Genomic DNA, 18,083 nt, shown 5'->3' with positions numbered 1-18,083 from the left:
CGGTGCTGAGCTATCTCCTGATGACCCCCTATGGATCAACCATGGGGGGTATTGATTTTAAAGTAACGTTGTGATTGAGCAGTGCTGCTGTAGAGGTTTTTAACTCATCGGGATTCAAGAGTGCTGCCGTAGAAGCCTTTAACTCCCCATGGGTTTGGCGCAGGGTTCTCAGGTTCTGCGCAAGGGTGAGGATCGGCTCAATGGCTGCCTTGGCATCGGCATACCCTTGTGCTTGCAGGGCGGCAATGCGATCGCTCCGGAAATCGAGCAAGCTTTCTAGACTCCCCAGTACAACCGTGTTTGAAGTATTCAGCACTGTCTGTGGTCGAATCTCAATGATTGTCAAATTAGGGAAGTCATAACGATTCCAGGGCACCCCATCCTCAAGGTGAATGACAATGGCATGGGTACAGCCCCGCTGCGCCAACGCTCCCAAGGGCACATTATCCTGAAGTGCCCCATCCACATAGGTTTGACCATTGACCTGTCGCTGCGGAAAGGCCAAAGGAACGGCCGCACTCGCCAGCAGCAAGTTCAATAACGTCTCTGGGTCATCCATATCCTGTGCCCGCAGCCACTCAGCTTTTGTGCCTGTCCAAACGCGACACATGTCAATCAATGTCATCAACAGGTTATAGCCCAGACCCGGAATTTGCAATGAGGGAAAAACCGTTACCCAAAGCTCCGTACCCCGTTTCAGTTGGTTGTAGTTTACATAGGAGTGCACAAGTTCTTCGATCGGGCGCGGGTCAAAGAAGGAATAGCATTTGGGGAGAATCCCCGTCACTGTCAAAAAAGTATTGATCCATCCCCCAAATTCAGGTAAGGCAGATTGGATGCCATAGCTGATGAGAATGCTGAGCCAGTTGGGGTTGGCGGAGATGATATTGGCGGCACCAATCTCACGCCAAATCTCCTCGAGCTTGCTCACACCCCGAGCCAATTGCTGGGGATAGCTGGCAATGATGGCGCCATTGAGGGCACCGATACTGGTACCTGCAATAATGTGCGGTTCAAATCCCTGTTCAGCGAGGTAGCGCAGTGCCCCCACTTGGTAAGCACCTTTGGCACCACCACCCGTGAGGACTAAACCAACTTTTGAACCAGTGTTTAGCATAATCACTCCTTGGATTTCAGAGACTGGAGGGAATGCAACGTTGCAGCGGCAGTTTCATGAACAATCCGCTGAATGACTTCTTTGGCATCTAGGGTATAAGGAGGGTGCTGAAGGACAAAGGAAGGCTGCTGTTGGCAGTATAGTGTTGACATATTGCGCAGCAAGGGATAGGAGTCTGAATAGCGGCAACTCGCCAGAATGTCGTAAACGATCTCTGTATCCTCTTGTGCTGTTGCTTGCCGAGTTACTTTTAGCAGCGTTGCGGTACTGAAGAAATGCTTGGGTAAGTAGTGCCGCTGGTGCGCCAAAATTTCATTCACCAGTAGGTCGCGATAATAAGTGACTTGTTGTTCAAGTTCTAGGTAGGCAATGGAACTGTTGTAGATTTCGCGGGCTAAAAATAGGATTTGGATAGCCCAAGGGAGATCGTGATAGCTTTGGCCACTTCGCCAGAGAGAGAAAATGCGATCGAAATCTTCCCGTGCCGTCACTCGCCGTTCAAGGGTAGCAATACGTTTCTCTTGCTCTTGAAACTTGCGATCGCAGGTCTCAATTAAACTATTCAATAAACTACTCAATGCCTGCGTGTTGTGATTAAGCCCCTCACGAGTTTCTCGAAGAGAGTGCTGAGTAGCTACAAGACATTCACGAGTTTCTCGGAGGGAGTGTTGGGTAGTGACAAGAGCATACTCAGTAAATTGCAGCTTTTCAATCAGTTCATTGGTAATGCTCAGTAATGCTTCCTGTCCTCGGGTCAAGTTTTGGGCAAGAAGGGTATCTTGCTGGTAAGTGCGACCTGTTAAACTATCCAGTAACCTACCCAAAAAACCTCGATTGGCGCGATACGCTATCAAAGACTGATTTGTGTGAATGCTGTTAGCTAAATCAATCAGTAGCTGATCATTGGCAAGAGGGATTCGCTCTTCAATGGCTAAGTAATTCATAAAATCTACAACGCAAAAAATTACTTTAATCGACTTAAATAAATCGGCATCATCAGCAGTCAGGGAGTACTGGTGGTTAGGTTGGCACAAAAGATAAAAAGTGTTGACACTGTACGGTAAGGAAAGCTGAATTAATCACTGATTAGAGGAATTTGCTGGTGAATCGCAGGAAGAACCATAATTTTCCAGAACTTCCTCTACTCGACGCGAATAAATTGGAATATCACACTTCGCTTTTTGAGCATCCTCCTCGAGCTGCTCTAGTTGCTTCATCACTTCTTCTTTTTCAACAGCAGACTTTCTCTGATATTCTTGGCTCTCAATCAGAGTTGTTCGATAATCCTTGAGATAGCTACTGAGATACTCGATGTATTGTTCTGCTTCTACTTTAAAACCTTTTTCTAAATAATTATTAACCTCTTGTTCTATTTGATTCGCTTGGGTGTCTATTTGTCGATTGATTTCCTCAACGACTTTATTGAGATAGACTACATATTCTTGAATAGTCTCTGTATAAATTTCATACACTTCCTTAGGAATTAGCCAAAACCAGTGCCACCAAAATCTCTTTTCCACTTTTCGAAATTTATTGACAGTCCTAGTTAAAGCTTCGGGTCGAAGTTCAGAATTGCCAAAACTAGCCTTTGAAACCTGAAAATCAGGAAGGCTTAATTGCACATTAAAAGTCATCTGGAGTCGTTCTCTTGCTTTTTCTAGGATAGGCTGAGTTTCTTCCTCTATTTCTTTCTTTAATCCAAGGATTTTTTCTCCTACAAATTTTTCAATCTTTTTCTGGGTATCACCAAAAAACTTTTCTGCTTCTTGTGAAACTAGGTTAAATATTTTTCCCTGAAAATCTTCAGCGTCATGCCTTGAGCTAAAAGGAATCCTTAAATGATCCTCACGAGACTTGTCGTTGGTTAATTTGTGTGCAAAGTCTGTGAGAAAAAGCATTACTTTTTTGAGAACATCAGCCTGCTCATACTCTTTTTGAGAAAAAAGATGACTAACGTCTGCTCTTGCCTTGTTCTTCAATTCAGAGACTTCACTGGCAATCTGATTCTTAATTTCTTTTTGATACTCCTCGATAATATTCAACAGATTAGCCGAATTTTCAATTTTCTTAATATCTTGATTTAGTTGCTTAATTTCATCCTCAAGTGTACCTAGGGTTGCTTGATAGCTTCTTTTTCGCAAATTAATGTCTTCAAGAAGCTTATGAATAAAGCCGTGAGTGATGTTTAGAGATTCCCTGATTACTTTCGGTGCAGCAATTTTAATGAGTTCACTAATCACTTTAGTGAAAAACTGATAAAATCCTGAGCGTTCATACCACTGCTTTCTAGCTTTCTTAGTAAACGCATCTTTGTCAATATCTTCTAAGTCTTCTTCCCAGTCATCCCCAAGAATTTCTCTTGCCAAATCTCTGGCTTCAGGTCGAGTCCGCCAGTCTTCTCCTAAGTCATGCTGCTTCAGGAAACGAGCAGCACAATAGGCTCGTTGGGCAGATAGCTCAAAAACATGAGAGCTAGGAATTCTAAATTCCTGCTGCACAAACTCCCGCACTTCTGCAGGAGTCATATCCCCTCTGCGTCGTTGATCAACTTTGTTTACGAGGGCATAGATATTTTCAGTTCCACCACGAATCTCAGCAATTGCCTGAACAGTTTCTTGAACACTTTTAGCCGCTTCAGTCTTGAGTTGGGTAAAGTCTAGGACAACCAAAATGAGACTACTACGCTCAAGTTGTTCAGCAAAAATATTCTTGATTTCTAAGTTCTCGCCTGCTTCGTTAGGACCTGGAGTGTCAATAATGACAAGGTTGCCCAAAGCGGTGTTGATAGCCTCGCCTTCAGAGGTAAAAGGTGCTACTCTGATCTGGGGTAGCTCCCGCATCCGCTTTACAGGGTTGTAGGCAGGAACTATTTGGCTGGCTAAACGTACCAAATCATTCATTAGTTGCAGGGCTTCACGCACACTTTCGACACCTGTTGTTTCTTCTTTGAACAAAGTGCCGTCATTCCTGATAATGTTTTCAAATGTGGTGTCAAGATGAGGATATTTCTGTAGCCTAGCTGCAACGTTGTCACGATTCCTATTGTATTCTTGGCGGATTTTCGCCGCTGTCTTTTTGAATAAAGCGAGGGTTTCTTCGGGGACAAAGAGAACAGGTTCAGGGTAGTTTGTATCTAAAACGATTTCCGTTGCAGTAGCGGTCATGGCAGTATTGCGAGCAGGCAAAAGCGGTTGACCGACAATTGCATTGATAATCGTGGATTTGCCAGCTTTCATGGGGGCGACCACGGACATGCGTAGAGCCATTTCCTCAACGTTGGTGAGGGCTTGCCGAATCGCTGCTGTACCTGAAAATTCTGTTTTTTCTTGAGATGAATCCCTCTCTGCTGTTTTATGGAGGCTGTTGTAGCGTTCAACAATGCCAACGGTCTGTTTCAGCAAATGAATGACATCTTGGCGCAAGTCTTCTAGTAGGGTCTCACTTGGCTGAACGTCTTGGGGAATGCCGGGGGGGATAGCCGTAGCCATACAATCAGCAATTAAGAGCAATTAAAAGAGAACTGATGCCTATGGTAGCACAAAGAATAAAAACTGTTGTAATCTACAGCTCTTTCCTAAAAGAAAAAGGACACGCTCCCTGTAACCATTGATTTTGGCTGCTTTGAGCGCATTCAGGACTTAGGGAAAAGACCGTTAGGGTTTTAGTTCTTAACAAAAATTAATGATTAGCCTTCTATGGGTGAGCCTGATCCTTGTCCACAGGTGTTTTCCCGATTACTATCCCATGATCGGTCTGTTTTAGCGATCGCCCCCCTTGACTGGTACAAATAGAGTGAATGAAAAAGCGGTGACCTAAATGAGTCGTACCCCCTTAATTGAACGTCTTGCGGCTGAAATTGGCCGCGATATCTATATGGATGTGGCCAAATGGCATCTGTATCTCGCTGATGCCAAGCTGGCAGCCCCCCTTGCCGAAGCCTTTTTGCCCCTCCTAGAGCAGGGGGAGGTTAATTCGGCGCAGGTCACGAGTGTCTTGCAGGAGGTTTCAGTTCCACTTGGCGGGGGTCAGCAGTCCCTTTCCCTCGATCGCCTGATTCCCAAGGCCAACCAAGAGCTGCTGGTAGAACTGCTCAACCGTTTTCGCCAAGAGGAGCTTTAGCCCTAGTGCACGGTGCCCCATTCCTGTTGGGCATTGACGGGGGGCAAGAGATACAGGCGTAACAGGTGGCCGGCGATCGCCAACTGGTGAGGAAGCTTCCGCAAGGCCTTCAGCCACTTGGGTTGCTTGCTGGCTTCAATGGCTTGGAGTTTTTTATGGATTTCGACACAGCGTTGCAGCCGCGGATAAAAGTCAGGGTGATCGACATTGAGCACCACCGAGAAGGTGCGAGCGGCCGTTTCATTGGTTTTGGCAATGACCTCGCGATCGAATTCCGTGGCATCAAGACCAAGGGCTTCATAGAATTTGGCACGCTCATGCACCGTCAGCGTATGGGTGGCAAACACCGTCAGCAGGAAGAAGCGCATCCATAGTTTGGCACCCCAGCCTTGAATCAATTGAGGTTGGGAGTGGATCAAGGCCTTGAAAATATCGCCGTGGCGGTTTTCGTCTTGGCACCAACTTTCAAAGTAGTTAAAGAGGGGATAGAAGGAATGTTCGGGGTGCTTTTCCAGGTGACGGTAGATGATGATGTAGCGCCAGTAGCCAATTTTCTCCGATAGATAGACGGTGTAGAGCACCCATGGCAGGGGGAAAAACGTGTAGGTACGCGCCTTAGAGAGATAGCCCAAGTCCATGGCATGGCCAAAATCCATCATTGCCTTGTTGAGAAACCCTGCGTGCCGCGCTTCATCCCGTGCCATGAGGTGAAAGATTTCCGCCAAGAGGGGGTGGCGATTCTTCAGCTTGCGCGAGAGTTCCTTAAAGAGCAAAAACCCTGAAAACTCAGAGACACAGGAGCGCTCAAGGTAATCAATAAAGGCTTTGTGGGTCTCTGCATCCAAGGTGTCCCATGTGCCTTTGAAGGCGTCGTCGCGGACAAAGTGATGGCGGTTGTAGTCTGCCCGCATTTCCGCCAACATTGCTTCGAGTTGTTCCTGCTGGCGACTAAGGTCAAGTTTTGCTGCCTGTTCAAAATCTGTTGTGTAAAAGCGGGGGGTTAAAAGGTTTTCGCGAATAGTTTTAACGCTCTGACTCGCATCGGGATTGGGGGCGATCGCCACCATAAGCCTTTCACTCCTATAGAACTAAACCTATGCAGGTCATACCGTTTTACTATACTATATCCCTCAGGACGGTCAATAACCGTCTTGACGATTTTGCAAAAGTAGGCAGTTTTGTAATGTTTTTTGAAGTTTCGCTTGACAGCCATATGGTCAAAAAGTAATACTCACCCTTAGTTTGCCCTTCTGCCCCCGTTCAGCCCACGGCCATTCGTCGTTGGCAGGATGAACTCATCTCAAAAAAGATTGTTAAAAACTGATTTCAGGAGTTACAGGTATGACCGTGCTCTCCCTTGCGCTGCGGGAAGGAACTGCTGAGGCTCACAGCTTGGCCGAACACACCGCCTTCATGAAATGTTTTGTCCGCGGGTTGATTACGCCGAGCCTCTTCCGCCAGTTCTTGGCCAATCTCTACTTTGTGTACACCGACCTCGAAGCTGCCTTAGCCAGTGCTACGAGCGATCGCCTGCGGGCGATGTATTTTCCCGAACTCAACCGCAGTGGCCAACTGGCCGAAGACTTGGCCTTCTACTACGGCGACAATTGGCGCGATCAGATTACCCCCCTCACAGCCACTCGCGTTTACCTCAGTCGTATTCATGACCTCGCCCAAAGTGATCCTCTGTTGCTCATTGCCCATTCCTACACCCGCTATATGGGGGATCTCTCTGGGGGACAAGCTCTGAGTAAAATTGTGCGTTCCCAGTTAGCGCTCCCCGCAGGCAAGGGCACCGCCTTTTACGAGTTTCCAGCCCTGCCGACCCCAGAAGACAAGAAAGCCTTTAAGCAGCGGTATCGGGAAACCTTGGATAGCCTCAGCCTCGATGAGGTCGCGATCGCCCGCATTGTCAAGGAAGCCAACTTTGCCTTTACCCTCAACTGCCACCTCATGCACGCCCTAGAGTCAGAGCTAAAAGCCACCATTGGCGATCAGATGTGGCAGTCCGTGGTGATTGAGAATCAGCCCAGTCGGCGGGAGCAATCCCGTCCTGAAGCTGTTGCCGTTTAAGGCCCACTGTTGATCTTGTTAGGAGCTTGCAAACATCCATGAGTGTGGTTCAGCCAATTCAATTTGATGGGGCATTGCTGCAAAAATACGATCGCCCCTTGCCCCGCTATACCAGCTATCCCACGGCTGCCGAGTTTACTGCTGACTTTGATAGCCATTGTTTCCAGCGGGAACTGCTGCGGAGTAACGAAGGGCATCTGCCTCTGTCCCTATACGTGCATATTCCCTTTTGCCAGACGGCCTGCTATTTTTGCGGTTGCAATGTCATCGTCACCCAAAGCCAAACCATTGCCAAAACCTACTTGGATGCCTTAGCAGAGGAAATTGCCCAAGTGGCGGCACGGCTGGATCGCACTCGTCCAGTGATTCAAATGCATTGGGGCGGCGGTACCCCCAACTATCTCACCATTGACCAAGTGGAATCCCTGTGGCGGACGCTCACCCACCACTTTGAATTTGCCAACGATGCCGAAATTTCCATTGAGGTCAATCCCCGCTATATCGACCGCGAGTATCTCTTTCGCTTGCGCGATCTGGGCTTCAACCGCATTAGCTTTGGTGTGCAAGACTTTGATCCTCAAGTTCAGCTGGCTGTCAATCGGGTGCAGCCGGAGGCGTGGCTCTTTCAAGTGATGGAGTGGATCCGCGCTGCTGAGTTTGAGAGTGTCAACATTGACCTGATCTACGGCCTGCCTTTTCAAACGGTGCAATCTTTTGAAACCACAATTGCCAAAACAGTGCGCCTTGACCCCGATCGCATTGCGGTCTTTAACTTTGCCTATCTTCCCAATTTGAAACCCATCCAAAAGCGAATTGACCCTGCTACCCTACCCGATGGCACGACCAAACTGGCCATTTTGCAGCGGGTCATTGAAACGCTAACTAGCCAAGGTTATCAGTACATTGGCATGGATCACTTTGCCAAGCCCACGGATGAGCTGGCGATCGCCCAAGCAGCAGGAACGCTCAAACGCAACTTTCAGGGCTATACGATCCTGCCCCCTGCAGATTTGATTGGCTTTGGTCTGACCTCAATTAGCATGTTGCAGGAGGCCTATGCCCAAAATCAGAAGCATCTAGCCACCTACTTTAGTGACATTGCGGCGGGGCAATTGGCTACAGAACGCGGGATTCAACTGCGCCCTGAGGATCTGCTGCGCCGCACCATCATCATGGCACTGATGTGCCAATTTACCTTGGACAAGGGGGCGATCGCTCGCCAGTTCCAGCTGGACTTTGATGCCTACTTTGCTCCAGAGTTGGCCGCACTCCAAGACTTGGCTGCCGATGGCCTGATTCATTTAGGGCGCGATCGCCTAGAGGTCACCCCCGTAGGCCGACTCCTCATCCGCAATGTGGCTGCCGTCTTTGATACCTACCTGCAACACAAATCTGGTAAGACATTTTCTAAGGCCATTTAGGCTCAGCCGAGGATTGCCCTGAGGATTGTCTTGGTGGCTCAGATTCTCTAGATTACAACTTGATTTCAACTTGCGTCTAAATCTGCACACGGTGTTGAGGAGTGCCCATGTCATCATCCCTAGAACTCCAACCTGAAACTGCCCGCCTCAATTGGGCCTTTGTGCTTTTTTTAACGACGGTTCATGTCTTGGCCGCGGTTGCTCTCTTCTTTTTTTCTTGGTCAGCCTTGGCGGTCACCATCTTTCTCCACTGGCTCTTTGGCAGCATCGGCATTTGCTTGGGATACCATCGCCTCCTGAGTCACCGCAGTTTTCAAGTGCCCCAGTGGTTGGAATACATCATTGCTGTTTTAGGTGCCTTGGCCATGCAGGGAGGTCCCATTTTTTGGGTGGCCGGTCACCGCTTGCACCATGCCCACACCGAAGATGAAGTCAAAGATCCTTACTCAGCGCGGCGGGGCTTTTGGTGGAGCCATATGCTCTGGCTGGTCTATCCCCATCACCAATTTTTTGAGGCTGAGGAGTATGCCCGCTTTGCCCCAGACTTGGTGCGGCATCCCTTTTACCGCTGGCTGGATCGCTACTTTTTGCTGCTGCAAGTGCCCCTTGCTTTGCTCCTCTATGGCCTTGGGGGTTGGTCATGGCTGCTGTGGGGAATGTTTATGCGGGCGGTCTTCCTCTGGCACAGCACGTGGTTGATTAACTCCGCCACCCACAAGTGGGGCTATCGTCGCTTTGAGACCGATGATAACTCCCGCAATCTCTGGTGGGCAGCCCTCCTCACCTACGGCGAAGGTTGGCACAATAACCACCATGCCTATCCCCACGTGGCCAAGGCCGGCTGGTACTGGTGGGAAGTGGATCCCACTTGGTGGGTGATTCGCACACTCCAAGCACTGGGGCTTGCCTCCAAGGTACAGTTGCCCCCCTCCACCGCCCTGTCTAAGTTACCGTAAATTGCGCCAGCTGCGGTGGGCGATCGCCAAATTGCTCAGGCGATCGAGGCCAACCTCCTCAGCGGTCATTAACTCTGTCCACAGGGCATTCACCTTGGGGTCAGTTGGCTGTTGCTGCCGCAGTTTGACCAATGTCTCGAGGGCATCGTACCACAGGCCATGGCTAGCCAGCAGGTTATAGCGTTCTACAGGACTGACCTGGGGCAGTTGCTTGTTCGGGATCCTTGGTAGTGTTACCCGCCGTACCCAGCCTTCCACAAAGCGAATCTGTGATGGATCAGGATCTCGGGGATTGCAAATGAGACTCACCGTCCAGCGGTAGTCCACCCCCTCCTGTAGGGGCGGCACGTCACCCGCCAACGTAATACTGTCTAGGCGCGGGCGATTGGCCATCGGAAACTGCTGCTTGTAAATTTGCACCTGCGTCCCGTCGGCAAGGTTCTGAAAGAGGGCAAACTCAAGAGCTTGGTAATTATTGGCGGGTAAATACCAGTAAAACGTGGGGCGATTAACTGCCGTTAAACCAATATTACTTGCTGGTACTAGGGCGATTAAATCCGGTTCGTTCGCCGCTGTTTGCACTCTACAGACGCCGCGGGTGGCTGCCCCCTCCCGATTCCCCGGCCGGGATAGGTTTTTGGGGGGCGTAAATCCCGCCCAACTCAGACCCGCATTGAGGATGAGTACGGCCAAGCTCCAAGGAACGAAATATCGCAGTGACGTGAAAATAGGGCGTTTCATAGGTCAAGATCCTTAATGAAAAGCGGTAGCGGGAAGTGTTAGGGGGGCTTATCGTTAATCTTTGGTCATTTCCCTACCTGCCACACTACTACCATAGGAGTTGGGTGTGGGCTGCGGGGTGATAGCGCCAACGAGATGGTGATGATGTCCATCACGTACTGGTATTGCGCTGGCTCACAACCTGAGTAGTTTTCAAGACGAGGACAGCACCCTAGCAGTTCCAAAGTGGCGCGGGCATGATGTCAGCAGCAGGCATATTAGCAAAGGGCTATCTCTATACTGGAAAGTACCTATAGAATTTTTGCGCTGAGCGCTGTTCCCACTACTTTTCTAAATTTCTTGATCTAGTGGTGTTGCGTGACTCCTCGCTGTGAACACTCTCTCCCTTAAGTGGTTTCTCTTGCCCCCCTTCAGTGTTGTGGCGGGTCTCAGCATCTTTTTGGTGGGATCAAGGGGGCTGTCGGCAACGGCAGCAGAACGGATTATTTTTCGCTATGGCCCCTTCGAGCGATCGCTCCCCATTGCTGATTTAGAACGCTTTGCTACCACTGGCCAAGCCTCCCCAGAACTCGCCAGCTATTTACGGTTATTGCCGCCTGTGCATCAGCAGCAATTGCGGTTGGCCTTACAAGAACGGCTGCGCCTCTCGCCGGTGGCTGTTGCCCAACTCCTGTATTCCCCCCTTGGTCAAGAATTGATGGTGCAAGCGGGCCGAATTCTCGAAACCCAAAGCCGCCAAGAAAACGCCCGTGCCCTGCGATCCGCCCTGATTCTCGCTGCCACTGATCCCAAGGGTCTGACCGCGTTGAGTGTGATGCGCCATTACCCCTCCCCCAGTATCCGCTTTGATCTCAAGGAAGGACTCGCGATTCTCAAAAACTTCCAGCATACAATCCGCGAAACAGAGACAATTCTGGATGTTGTTCGTCAACAGGCGATCGCAAATCAGCCAGAATCTATTCCTGCCAGTGTGCAATCACTGCCCCAACCGGGGCCTTGGCGGTGGCTCGAGATGCCTTGGACAGCAGTGGATGCATCGCCTCGGCGGTTGCAGTTGACGGGACATTCCCGCCCCATTGCAGCGGATCTCTATCTACCCATCGTTCCTGCGGGACAGCGGGTTTCAGTGGTCATCATTTCCCATGGATTGGGAGCCAATCGCTACAGTTATCGCTATTTGTGTCAACATCTGGCCTCCCATGGGTTTGCCGTCATTGCCCTAGAGCATGTGGGCAGCTCCACCCGTCAGTTGCTGTCCTTTGCCATAGGCCATGTCACTCCTAGGGTGGCGGCTCAAGAATTTCTGGATCGCCCCCTCGATGTCACGTTTGTCCTCAATCGTTTAGGGACATTTCCTGAGCAACTCTATCCTTGGGCAGGGCGGCTAGATTTGGAGCGGGTGGCAATGATTGGTCAGTCCTTTGGCGGCTACACGGCTCTCGCCCTCGCGGGGGCACCGTTGGATTTTCAACAACTGCGGCGACATTGCACAAGAAGTGTTCTCGACTCGTTTAATGTGTCACTGCTGCTCCAATGCCAAGCGCAAGCATTACCACCAAAGGTCTATTCCCTACAGGATCCCCGTGTGCAAGCGGTGATTGCTGTTAACCCGATTACCAGTGCGGTCTTTAGTCCTGAATCCTTGAGGCAGTTGAAAATTCCCGTTATGTTTGTGGCTGCCAGTGACGATCCGATCGCCCCAGCGGTCGAGGAGCAAATTTATCCCTTTACATGGCTGACGACGCCCGATCGCTACTTGGTGTTGATAGACGATGCCACCCATTTCTCAACCATTGGTGAGGCGGGTCAAAATGAACCGGTGCTGCCTGTGCCCCAGTCCCTTGTCGGTGCCATGCCCCCGCGATCGCGCACCTATCTGCGAGGATTAAGCTTAGCCTTTTTACGCTTGCACCTTCTAGGGGATGAACAGGCACGGCAATGGCTGACACCGGCCGCAGCAATGGCCTTGAGTTCGCCCACCCATGGCCTGAACCTGACTCAATCCCTAGCCCCGGAACTGTTGGAAAAGGTCCCACAGGCAGCGAAGTAATGATCAACTCGACCATGAATGCTAAATCCCTGATGGTGGTGGGCACCAGCTCCCATGCCGGTAAATCTCTCCTCACAGCGGTGATTTGTCGTTGGCTGGCGCAGCAGGGCTACCGTGTCACTCCCTTTAAGGGACAGAATATGGCCTTGAATGCTTACGTCACCCGTGAGGGAGGTGAAATTGGCTATGCCCAAGCAATGCAGGCCTGGGCGGCAGGGATAGAACCCGAAGTGGCGATGAACCCGATTCTCCTCAAGCCCCAAGGCAACATGACCTCCCAAGTGATTCTCAAGGGGCAGGTGGCGGGGGTCACCCAAGCAGCAGACTACTATCGGGACTATTTTGAGCGGGGTTGGCAGGCGATTACCGAGGCCTTGGCGGATCTGCGACAACGCTTTGACTGGATTGTGTGTGAAGGTGCAGGGTCACCCGCAGAAATTAATCTCAAGCACCGCGATCTCACCAATATGCGGGTGGCGACGTATCTTGGGGCACCGACGATCCTTGTGGCGGATATTGATCGGGGGGGCGTCTTTGCCCACATTGTCGGGACATTGATGCTTCTTGATCCTGCTGAGCGATCGCTCATTCAGGGGATTGTCATTAATAAATTTCGTGGCCAGCGATCGCTCCTTGACAGTGGTGTGCAATGGCTAGAGGAGACCACAGGAGTACCGGTTTTAGGGGTGATTCCCTGGCTCGAGCGCCACTACGCTGCCGAAGATTCCCTTGATCTATGGGATCCGCGTCCCCAACGCCAAGGGGCAGACTTGAAAATTACAGTCATTCGACTACCGCGTATTGCCAACTTCACCGATGTCGATCCCCTGCTGGCGGAACCCAGTGTCTCCCTTGAGTTTCTACCCCCCCATCGTCCCTTGGGGCAACCCGATGCCGTGATCTTGCCGGGGACGAAAACGACGATTGCTGATCTCCACGTCCTACGGCAAACGGGGATGGCAGCGCAACTACAAGCCTACGCTGCCCAAGGGGGAACCATTCTCGGTATTTGCGGTGGGTGGCAGATTTTGGGTACCACCATCAGCGATCCTCTGGGCTTAGAGGGCTGCCCCGGCACCTATAAAGGACTGGGACTCATGCCGCTGCACACGCAATTGGGGGTAAGCAAATGTACCCAGCAACAACAAACCCAATCCATTTATTTCCCCTGTCCTGAGCCGATCGTGGGCTATGAAATTCACCAAGGCCAAAGTGAATACACAGGCGATCTCAACGGTTGGCAGCCCCTTTTTTCTGCCTCAGAACTCGGCCTTGTTAACACGGCGGGCACGCTTTGGGGCACCTACCTGCATGGGCTATTGGAAAATGGTGCTTGGCGTCGCCATTGGCTAAATGGGTTGCGATCGCGCCGTCAACTGCCCCCCCTACCCACAGCCATTCCCCACTATGCCGAGCAACGGACTGTTGCCCTGGATCAACTTACAGCAGCCGTGATGGCTCACCTCAACCTAGAGAGCATTTGTAAATTATGTTGATGTAAAAATTTCAAATTGTTAGCAATTGTCATCCCTTGCAAATGACTCCCCTAGACTGAGGAACGATGTGCTGATGATAGGGAGTGCAAAAGGACAATGACAGTGGCTGCTTCTTGGTCAGTGGGAATCTTAATTGTTTCAGCGATCGCCGCCCTGAGTGGCTTAAGCTGGCTCTTGTACACAGCTTATCAAGAGGAAAAACAATGTCCCCTGCGGGAGTATTCCCCCCAAGAGGCCTATGGTGAAACCCTTTGGCGCATGATCTTTGTCTATTGGCTCGTCTATTGTGGTGCGCGGGGTCTGCAAATCGCTGTACCATTAGAAGGCACTGATTTAGGTCAAATGTGCAAAATCACCGCACTCTTGGCCTTTTTGCTCACCACCTCTTCGCTGCTTTGCTTACCGATGCACTATTGGCAGGCACGCCAGCGCCAGCAACAACTCAATTAACCCTCGATTCGTCTCCTCCAAGGTTCAATTAAGGTTCAATGTGGTCTGACCTGCTCCAACAACTCCTCGATCGCCAAGCCCTGACGCAAGAGCAGGCCACCCAGTTAATGCAAGGATGGCTGGCAGCAGAAATTCCCGATGCCCTCGCCGGTGCCATTCTCACGGCATTACAGTTCAAGGGGCTGACGGTTGAGGAACTCACGGGTATGGCCAAGGTATTGCTGGCGCAGTCCGCCGCTGCACCGCTAAATTTAGCCGAACCCCTCATTGATACCTGCGGCACCGGGGGCGATCGCGCGGGTACCTTTAATATCTCCACAGCGGTTGCCTTTGTTGTCGCAGCAGCCGGTGTCAAAGTGGCTAAGCACGGCAATCGTTCCGTCTCTAGCCGCGTCGGTTCAGCGGATGTCCTTGAGTACCTTGGGATCAATCTTGCTCACAGCGATCCCGCCTTTTTGCTCAAGGAAGTGGGGATTACGTTTCTCTTTGCCCCCGGTTGGCATCCCGCCATGAAAGCCGTGGCTCCCCTGCGCCGTACCCTGAAAATTCGCACCGTCTTTAATCTCCTCGGTCCTTTGGTGAATCCGCTCCACCCCACAGGGCAGGTGATTGGTGTCTTTAGCGATCGCTATCTTGAAGCCATGGCCGGCGCCCTCCAACGTCTCGGACGCCAACGCGGGATTGTCCTCTATGGTCGCGAAGGAGTGGATGAAGCCACCCTCGGCAATATGACCGATCTTGTCATGTTTAGTAGCCCTGAGGAATCGCTGCGCCAAGAAGTCCTTGATCCCCAAGCCTTGGGACTCGCCAGTGCCCCCCTGAGGGATCTGGCTGGAGGAGATGTCCAGACCAATGCCGAGATTCTTACCCAAGTTCTGCAGGGCAAAGGCACAACGGCTCAGCAGGATGTGGTGGCGCTCAATGCCGCCTTAGCTCTCTACGTGGCAGCAGTCGTTCAAGATTGGTGGGAAGGGGTGGATCGGGCAAAGGCGATTCTGGCCAGTGGCGCCGCATGGGACAAGTTACAGACATTGGTGACGCTCTCCAATGAGTCCTAGGGGGTCTGCCTATTTGCCGCCGTGGTGTGTCCTAGATCCCCTCTTGGATCAATGGTTACAGGAGGACATCGGGCGGGGCGATCGCACCACCCAAGCCCTGCATCTCCAAGATCGCCAAGGAAAAGCCCATATTCGTCTCAAAAGTCAGGGAGTGATTGCCGGTCTGCCCATTGTGGAGCGGGTGTTCCAACGCCTGACAGCAGCAGTAGTGTTTAACTACGAGCAGGCCGAGGGCACCCTTTGTGAGGCGCCGACAATTGTTGCTCGCATTGAAGCTCCCCTAGAAACCTTACTCCTAGGTGAACGGCTGGCTCTCAATTGCCTGATGCGCCTCAGTGGCATTGCCACCCTCACCCGTACCTACGCCCAGCAAATTGCTGACTTGCCAACGCAACTCGTCGATACCCGCAAAACAACGCCCGGACTGCGCCTGTTAGAAAAATATGCAGTGGCGGTGGGGGGCGGTGTCAACCATCGCTTTGGCCTTGACGATGCAATTATGATTAAGGATAACCACATTGTGGCAGCGGGGGGCATCACGGCTGCGGTTGAACAAGTCCGCCAATCCAGTCCCTTTCCCTTGGCCATTGAGGTGGAAACTGAGAGCCTAGAGCAGGTGCGCGAAGCCCTCTCCTTGGGGGTAGAGGTGATCATGCTTGACAATATGCCGATTCCAGAGATGACCCAAGCCGTGGCGATGATCCGCGCCGCAGCCCCCCACACTAAAATTGAGGCCTCTGGCAATATCACCCTAGAAACCTTGCGAGCAGTGGCCTTGACAGGGGTGGACTACATTTCTACGAGTGCGATAATCACGCGATCCCCTTGGCTAGACTTTAGTTTGACCATTCTTTGAGTCCTCTCTACCTCTTGCCCACAACGTCAGTACCTATTTTGGGAGGTTGCCCGATGTTGAAATCCATGAGAATGCCGCAGTTGGTGCAGCTCAAACCTTGGGAGTTAGTGGTGTCACTGATTGCAGTGGTCATTGCGATACCGATTTTGGTCATTCTCAGTCAACTCTTTGTGAATACGGGTGACACTTGGCACCATTTGGCCACAACCGTTTTACCCGACTATTTACTCAACTCCCTCTGGCTAATGTTGGGGGTGGGAGCAGGGGTGATTGTCATTGGTGTCAGTACTGCCTGGCTGGTCACCAACTGTCAGTTTTGGGGGGTGCGCTGGTGGCAATGGCTACTGTTAACCCCCTTGGCAGCACCCGCCTATGTTTTGGCCTATACCTATACGGAGTTTTTTGCCTTTGAAGGTCCGATTCAGGGGTGGCTACGGGAGCTGACGGGCTGGGGCTACGGTGACTACTGGTTTCCCAATATCCGCTCCCTTGGCGGGGCGATCGCCATGCTCACCCTCGTTCTCTATCCCTATGTCTTTCTCTTGGCGCGGGTAGCCTTTTTGGAGCAGGCCACCTGTAGCTTAGAGGCCAGTCGTTCCCTTGGCTGTGGGCCTTGGCGCAGTTTTTGGACGGTGGCGTTGCCCCTTGCTCGGCCAGCCATTGCTGCCGGCACCAGCCTAGCGCTCATGGAAACCCTGAATGATTTTGGTACTGTGCAGTACTTTGGCGTGGATACCTTTACCACAGGCATCTATCGCACATGGTTTGGCATGGGCAATCGCGTGGCCTCAGCTCAGTTGGCAGCTGTTTTGGTGGTGATTGTTTTTGCCCTGCTGCTCGTGGAGAAATGGTCTCGGGGCAAGGCACGCTATTACAATCGCGGGAGCGATCGCCCCATTCCCTACGTGCTCAAAGGCTGGCGAGCGGCTTTGGCTTGGCTGGCCTGTGCCCTACCGGTGTTCTTTGGTCTTCTACTCCCCGGCGGGTTGCTCCTCTACTTGGCCATCAGCTACCAACAACTGCACCTCAGCCGTGAATTTTTAGAACACGCCAGCCACAGCTTGATTTTGGCCACCCTCTCTGCGGTTTTGGCGGTGGGCATTGCCCTGCTCTTGGCCTATGGGCATCGCTTGCTGCCAACGGTTTGGGTGCGTTGGGGAACACAGATTGCGGCGATGGGCTATGCCATTCCCGGTACGGTGATTGCGGTGGGGATTCTCATGCCCTTGGGGTGGCTAGATAACGTCATTAATGATGTCACTGAGCACCTGTGGGGGGTGGAAGTGGGCTTGATTCTCAGTGGCACAATCACAGCCCTGATCTATGCCTACTTGGTACGCTTTTTGGCGGTTTCCTTGGGCAGTGTGGAGGCCAGCCTAGTGAAGATTCGTCCGTCCTTGGATGAGGTGGCGCGGACATTGGGGCGATCGCCCTGGAATATTCTGCGCACGGTCCACTTGCCGCTGATGGTGCCCGGCCTTTTTACCGCTGCCCTGATGGTCTTTGTCGATGTGATGAAGGAATTGCCGGCCACATTGGTGATTCGCCCCTTTAACTTTGATACCCTAGCCATACAGGTTTACCGCTTTGCCTCTGATGAGCGACTTCCCGAAGCCGCCTTAAGTGCTTTGGCCTTGGTGGTCGTCGGTCTCATTCCGGTCATTTGGCTGGGACGGCAAACCCGCTGGGCAGATTAGGGAGTTCGGTTTACCGTTTACCCCTTTCTTAATAATTCGTTACATTAGA

General features: G+C 51.6%; 15 protein-coding genes. 10 read left to right on the top strand and 5 right to left on the bottom strand.

Annotation, left to right across the window (positions count from 1 at the left end; all coding sequences use genetic code 11):
• Nucleotides 1-28 precede the first annotated feature (28 nt).
• The 3 genes from RHJ02_RS11200 to RHJ02_RS11190 all read right to left on the bottom strand — a co-directional run bounded on the left by RHJ02_RS11200 (nucleotide 29) and on the right by RHJ02_RS11190 (nucleotide 4,605).
• Nucleotides 29-1,117 carry a patatin-like phospholipase family protein gene (locus RHJ02_RS11200; RefSeq protein ID WP_206200228.1) on the bottom strand — a complete coding sequence of 363 codons (1,089 nt, stop codon included), beginning with the start codon at nucleotides 1,115-1,117 and terminating at the stop codon, nucleotides 29-31.
• A gap of 2 nt (nucleotides 1,118-1,119) precedes the next feature.
• Nucleotides 1,120-2,061: a diguanylate cyclase regulator RdcB family protein gene (locus tag RHJ02_RS11195; RefSeq protein WP_206200227.1), complete on the bottom strand. Its 942-nt coding sequence runs from the start codon at nucleotides 2,059-2,061 to the stop codon at nucleotides 1,120-1,122.
• 135 nt (nucleotides 2,062-2,196) lie between these two features.
• Complete coding sequence (locus tag RHJ02_RS11190; protein ID WP_310800229.1) at nucleotides 2,197-4,605, bottom strand: dynamin family protein; 2,409 nt, start codon at nucleotides 4,603-4,605, stop codon at nucleotides 2,197-2,199.
• Nucleotides 4,606-4,933: 328 nt separating this feature from the next.
• Between RHJ02_RS11190 and RHJ02_RS11185 the strand changes: the two genes are divergently transcribed.
• On the top strand, nucleotides 4,934-5,236 hold the full coding sequence (locus RHJ02_RS11185) for a DUF3181 family protein (protein ID WP_206200224.1): 303 nt from the start codon (nucleotides 4,934-4,936) through the stop codon (nucleotides 5,234-5,236).
• Nucleotides 5,237-5,238: 2 nt separating this feature from the next.
• Here RHJ02_RS11185 and acsF read toward each other — a convergent pair whose 3' ends face one another.
• Nucleotides 5,239-6,303 carry a magnesium-protoporphyrin IX monomethyl ester (oxidative) cyclase gene (gene acsF / locus RHJ02_RS11180; protein ID WP_206200223.1) on the bottom strand — a complete coding sequence of 355 codons (1,065 nt, stop codon included), beginning with the start codon at nucleotides 6,301-6,303 and terminating at the stop codon, nucleotides 5,239-5,241.
• 274 nt (nucleotides 6,304-6,577) lie between these two features.
• Here acsF and RHJ02_RS11175 point away from each other — a divergent pair, with 274 nt between their 5' ends.
• The 3 genes from RHJ02_RS11175 (at nucleotide 6,578) to RHJ02_RS11165 (ending at nucleotide 9,686) form a co-directional block, all read left to right on the top strand.
• Nucleotides 6,578-7,309 carry a heme oxygenase (biliverdin-producing) gene (locus tag RHJ02_RS11175; RefSeq protein WP_206200222.1) on the top strand — a complete coding sequence of 244 codons (732 nt, stop codon included), beginning with the start codon at nucleotides 6,578-6,580 and terminating at the stop codon, nucleotides 7,307-7,309.
• 38 nt (nucleotides 7,310-7,347) lie between these two features.
• Nucleotides 7,348-8,730 carry an oxygen-independent coproporphyrinogen III oxidase gene (gene hemN / locus RHJ02_RS11170; protein WP_310800228.1) on the top strand — a complete coding sequence of 461 codons (1,383 nt, stop codon included), beginning with the start codon at nucleotides 7,348-7,350 and terminating at the stop codon, nucleotides 8,728-8,730.
• A 107-nt stretch (nucleotides 8,731-8,837) separates the two neighbouring features.
• Nucleotides 8,838-9,686, top strand: a complete 849-nt coding sequence (locus tag RHJ02_RS11165) for a fatty acid desaturase (RefSeq protein WP_310800227.1) — start codon at nucleotides 8,838-8,840, stop codon at nucleotides 9,684-9,686.
• On the opposite strand, the gene RHJ02_RS11160 is transcribed toward RHJ02_RS11165, so the two are convergent.
• The gene (locus tag RHJ02_RS11160) at nucleotides 9,678-10,427 is read right to left on the bottom strand and encodes a DUF928 domain-containing protein (RefSeq protein WP_310800226.1); all 750 of its coding nucleotides are present in this window, start codon (nucleotides 10,425-10,427) and stop codon (nucleotides 9,678-9,680) included. The genes RHJ02_RS11165 and RHJ02_RS11160 overlap by 9 nt on opposite strands.
• 370 nt (nucleotides 10,428-10,797) lie before the next feature.
• On the opposite strand from RHJ02_RS11160, the gene RHJ02_RS11155 reads away from it, so the two are divergent.
• The 6 genes from RHJ02_RS11155 to RHJ02_RS11130 all read left to right on the top strand — a co-directional run bounded on the left by RHJ02_RS11155 (nucleotide 10,798) and on the right by RHJ02_RS11130 (nucleotide 18,034).
• Nucleotides 10,798-12,477 carry an alpha/beta hydrolase gene (locus RHJ02_RS11155; protein WP_206200218.1) on the top strand — a complete coding sequence of 560 codons (1,680 nt, stop codon included), beginning with the start codon at nucleotides 10,798-10,800 and terminating at the stop codon, nucleotides 12,475-12,477.
• A 14-nt stretch (nucleotides 12,478-12,491) separates the two neighbouring features.
• Nucleotides 12,492-13,973: a cobyric acid synthase gene (locus RHJ02_RS11150; protein WP_310800577.1), complete on the top strand. Its 1,482-nt coding sequence runs from the start codon at nucleotides 12,492-12,494 to the stop codon at nucleotides 13,971-13,973.
• A gap of 96 nt (nucleotides 13,974-14,069) precedes the next feature.
• A complete protein-coding gene (locus tag RHJ02_RS11145; protein WP_149819466.1) occupies nucleotides 14,070-14,423 on the top strand; it encodes a hypothetical protein in 354 nt (117 codons plus the stop codon).
• Between the two features lie 38 nt (nucleotides 14,424-14,461).
• Nucleotides 14,462-15,481: an anthranilate phosphoribosyltransferase gene (gene trpD, locus RHJ02_RS11140; protein WP_206200215.1), complete on the top strand. Its 1,020-nt coding sequence runs from the start codon at nucleotides 14,462-14,464 to the stop codon at nucleotides 15,479-15,481.
• Nucleotides 15,471-16,337, top strand: coding sequence for a carboxylating nicotinate-nucleotide diphosphorylase (nadC, locus tag RHJ02_RS11135; RefSeq protein WP_310800225.1), 867 nt, complete (start codon nucleotides 15,471-15,473; stop codon nucleotides 16,335-16,337). Before trpD ends, nadC begins: the two co-directional genes overlap by 11 nt.
• Nucleotides 16,338-16,390: 53 nt before the next feature.
• Nucleotides 16,391-18,034, top strand: coding sequence for an iron ABC transporter permease (locus RHJ02_RS11130; protein ID WP_206200213.1), 1,644 nt, complete (start codon nucleotides 16,391-16,393; stop codon nucleotides 18,032-18,034).
• Nucleotides 18,035-18,083: the final 49 nt, after the last annotated feature.

Origin of the sequence: Thermosynechococcus sp. TG215 (genome assembly GCF_031583455.1) — a bacterium.
In the GTDB taxonomy this organism is placed as follows: domain Bacteria; phylum Cyanobacteriota; class Cyanobacteriia; order Thermosynechococcales; family Thermosynechococcaceae; genus Thermosynechococcus.
The sequence above is the reverse complement of the archived record's forward strand: the minus strand, read 5'-3'. Positions and strand labels throughout refer to the sequence as shown.

Excerpts from the sequence above, each read along its gene's own strand:
- RHJ02_RS11200 (WP_206200228.1), bottom strand. The coding sequence starts at position 1,117 with ATGCTAAACACTGGTTCAAAAGTTGGTTTAGTCCTCACGGGTGGTGGT.
- RHJ02_RS11195 (WP_206200227.1), bottom strand. The coding sequence starts at position 2,061 with ATGAATTACTTAGCCATTGAAGAGCGAATCCCTCTTGCCAATGATCAG.
- RHJ02_RS11190 (WP_310800229.1), bottom strand. The coding sequence starts at position 4,605 with ATGGCTACGGCTATCCCCCCCGGCATTCCCCAAGACGTTCAGCCAAGT.
- RHJ02_RS11185 (WP_206200224.1), top strand. The coding sequence starts at position 4,934 with ATGAGTCGTACCCCCTTAATTGAACGTCTTGCGGCTGAAATTGGCCGC.
- acsF (WP_206200223.1), bottom strand. The coding sequence starts at position 6,303 with ATGGTGGCGATCGCCCCCAATCCCGATGCGAGTCAGAGCGTTAAAACT.
- RHJ02_RS11175 (WP_206200222.1), top strand. The coding sequence starts at position 6,578 with ATGACCGTGCTCTCCCTTGCGCTGCGGGAAGGAACTGCTGAGGCTCAC.
- hemN (WP_310800228.1), top strand. The coding sequence starts at position 7,348 with ATGAGTGTGGTTCAGCCAATTCAATTTGATGGGGCATTGCTGCAAAAA.
- RHJ02_RS11165 (WP_310800227.1), top strand. The coding sequence starts at position 8,838 with ATGTCATCATCCCTAGAACTCCAACCTGAAACTGCCCGCCTCAATTGG.
- RHJ02_RS11160 (WP_310800226.1), bottom strand. The coding sequence starts at position 10,427 with ATGAAACGCCCTATTTTCACGTCACTGCGATATTTCGTTCCTTGGAGC.
- RHJ02_RS11150 (WP_310800577.1), top strand. The coding sequence starts at position 12,492 with ATGAATGCTAAATCCCTGATGGTGGTGGGCACCAGCTCCCATGCCGGT.
- RHJ02_RS11145 (WP_149819466.1), top strand. The coding sequence starts at position 14,070 with ATGACAGTGGCTGCTTCTTGGTCAGTGGGAATCTTAATTGTTTCAGCG.
- trpD (WP_206200215.1), top strand. The coding sequence starts at position 14,462 with ATGTGGTCTGACCTGCTCCAACAACTCCTCGATCGCCAAGCCCTGACG.
- nadC (WP_310800225.1), top strand. The coding sequence starts at position 15,471 with ATGAGTCCTAGGGGGTCTGCCTATTTGCCGCCGTGGTGTGTCCTAGAT.
- RHJ02_RS11130 (WP_206200213.1), top strand. The coding sequence starts at position 16,391 with ATGTTGAAATCCATGAGAATGCCGCAGTTGGTGCAGCTCAAACCTTGG.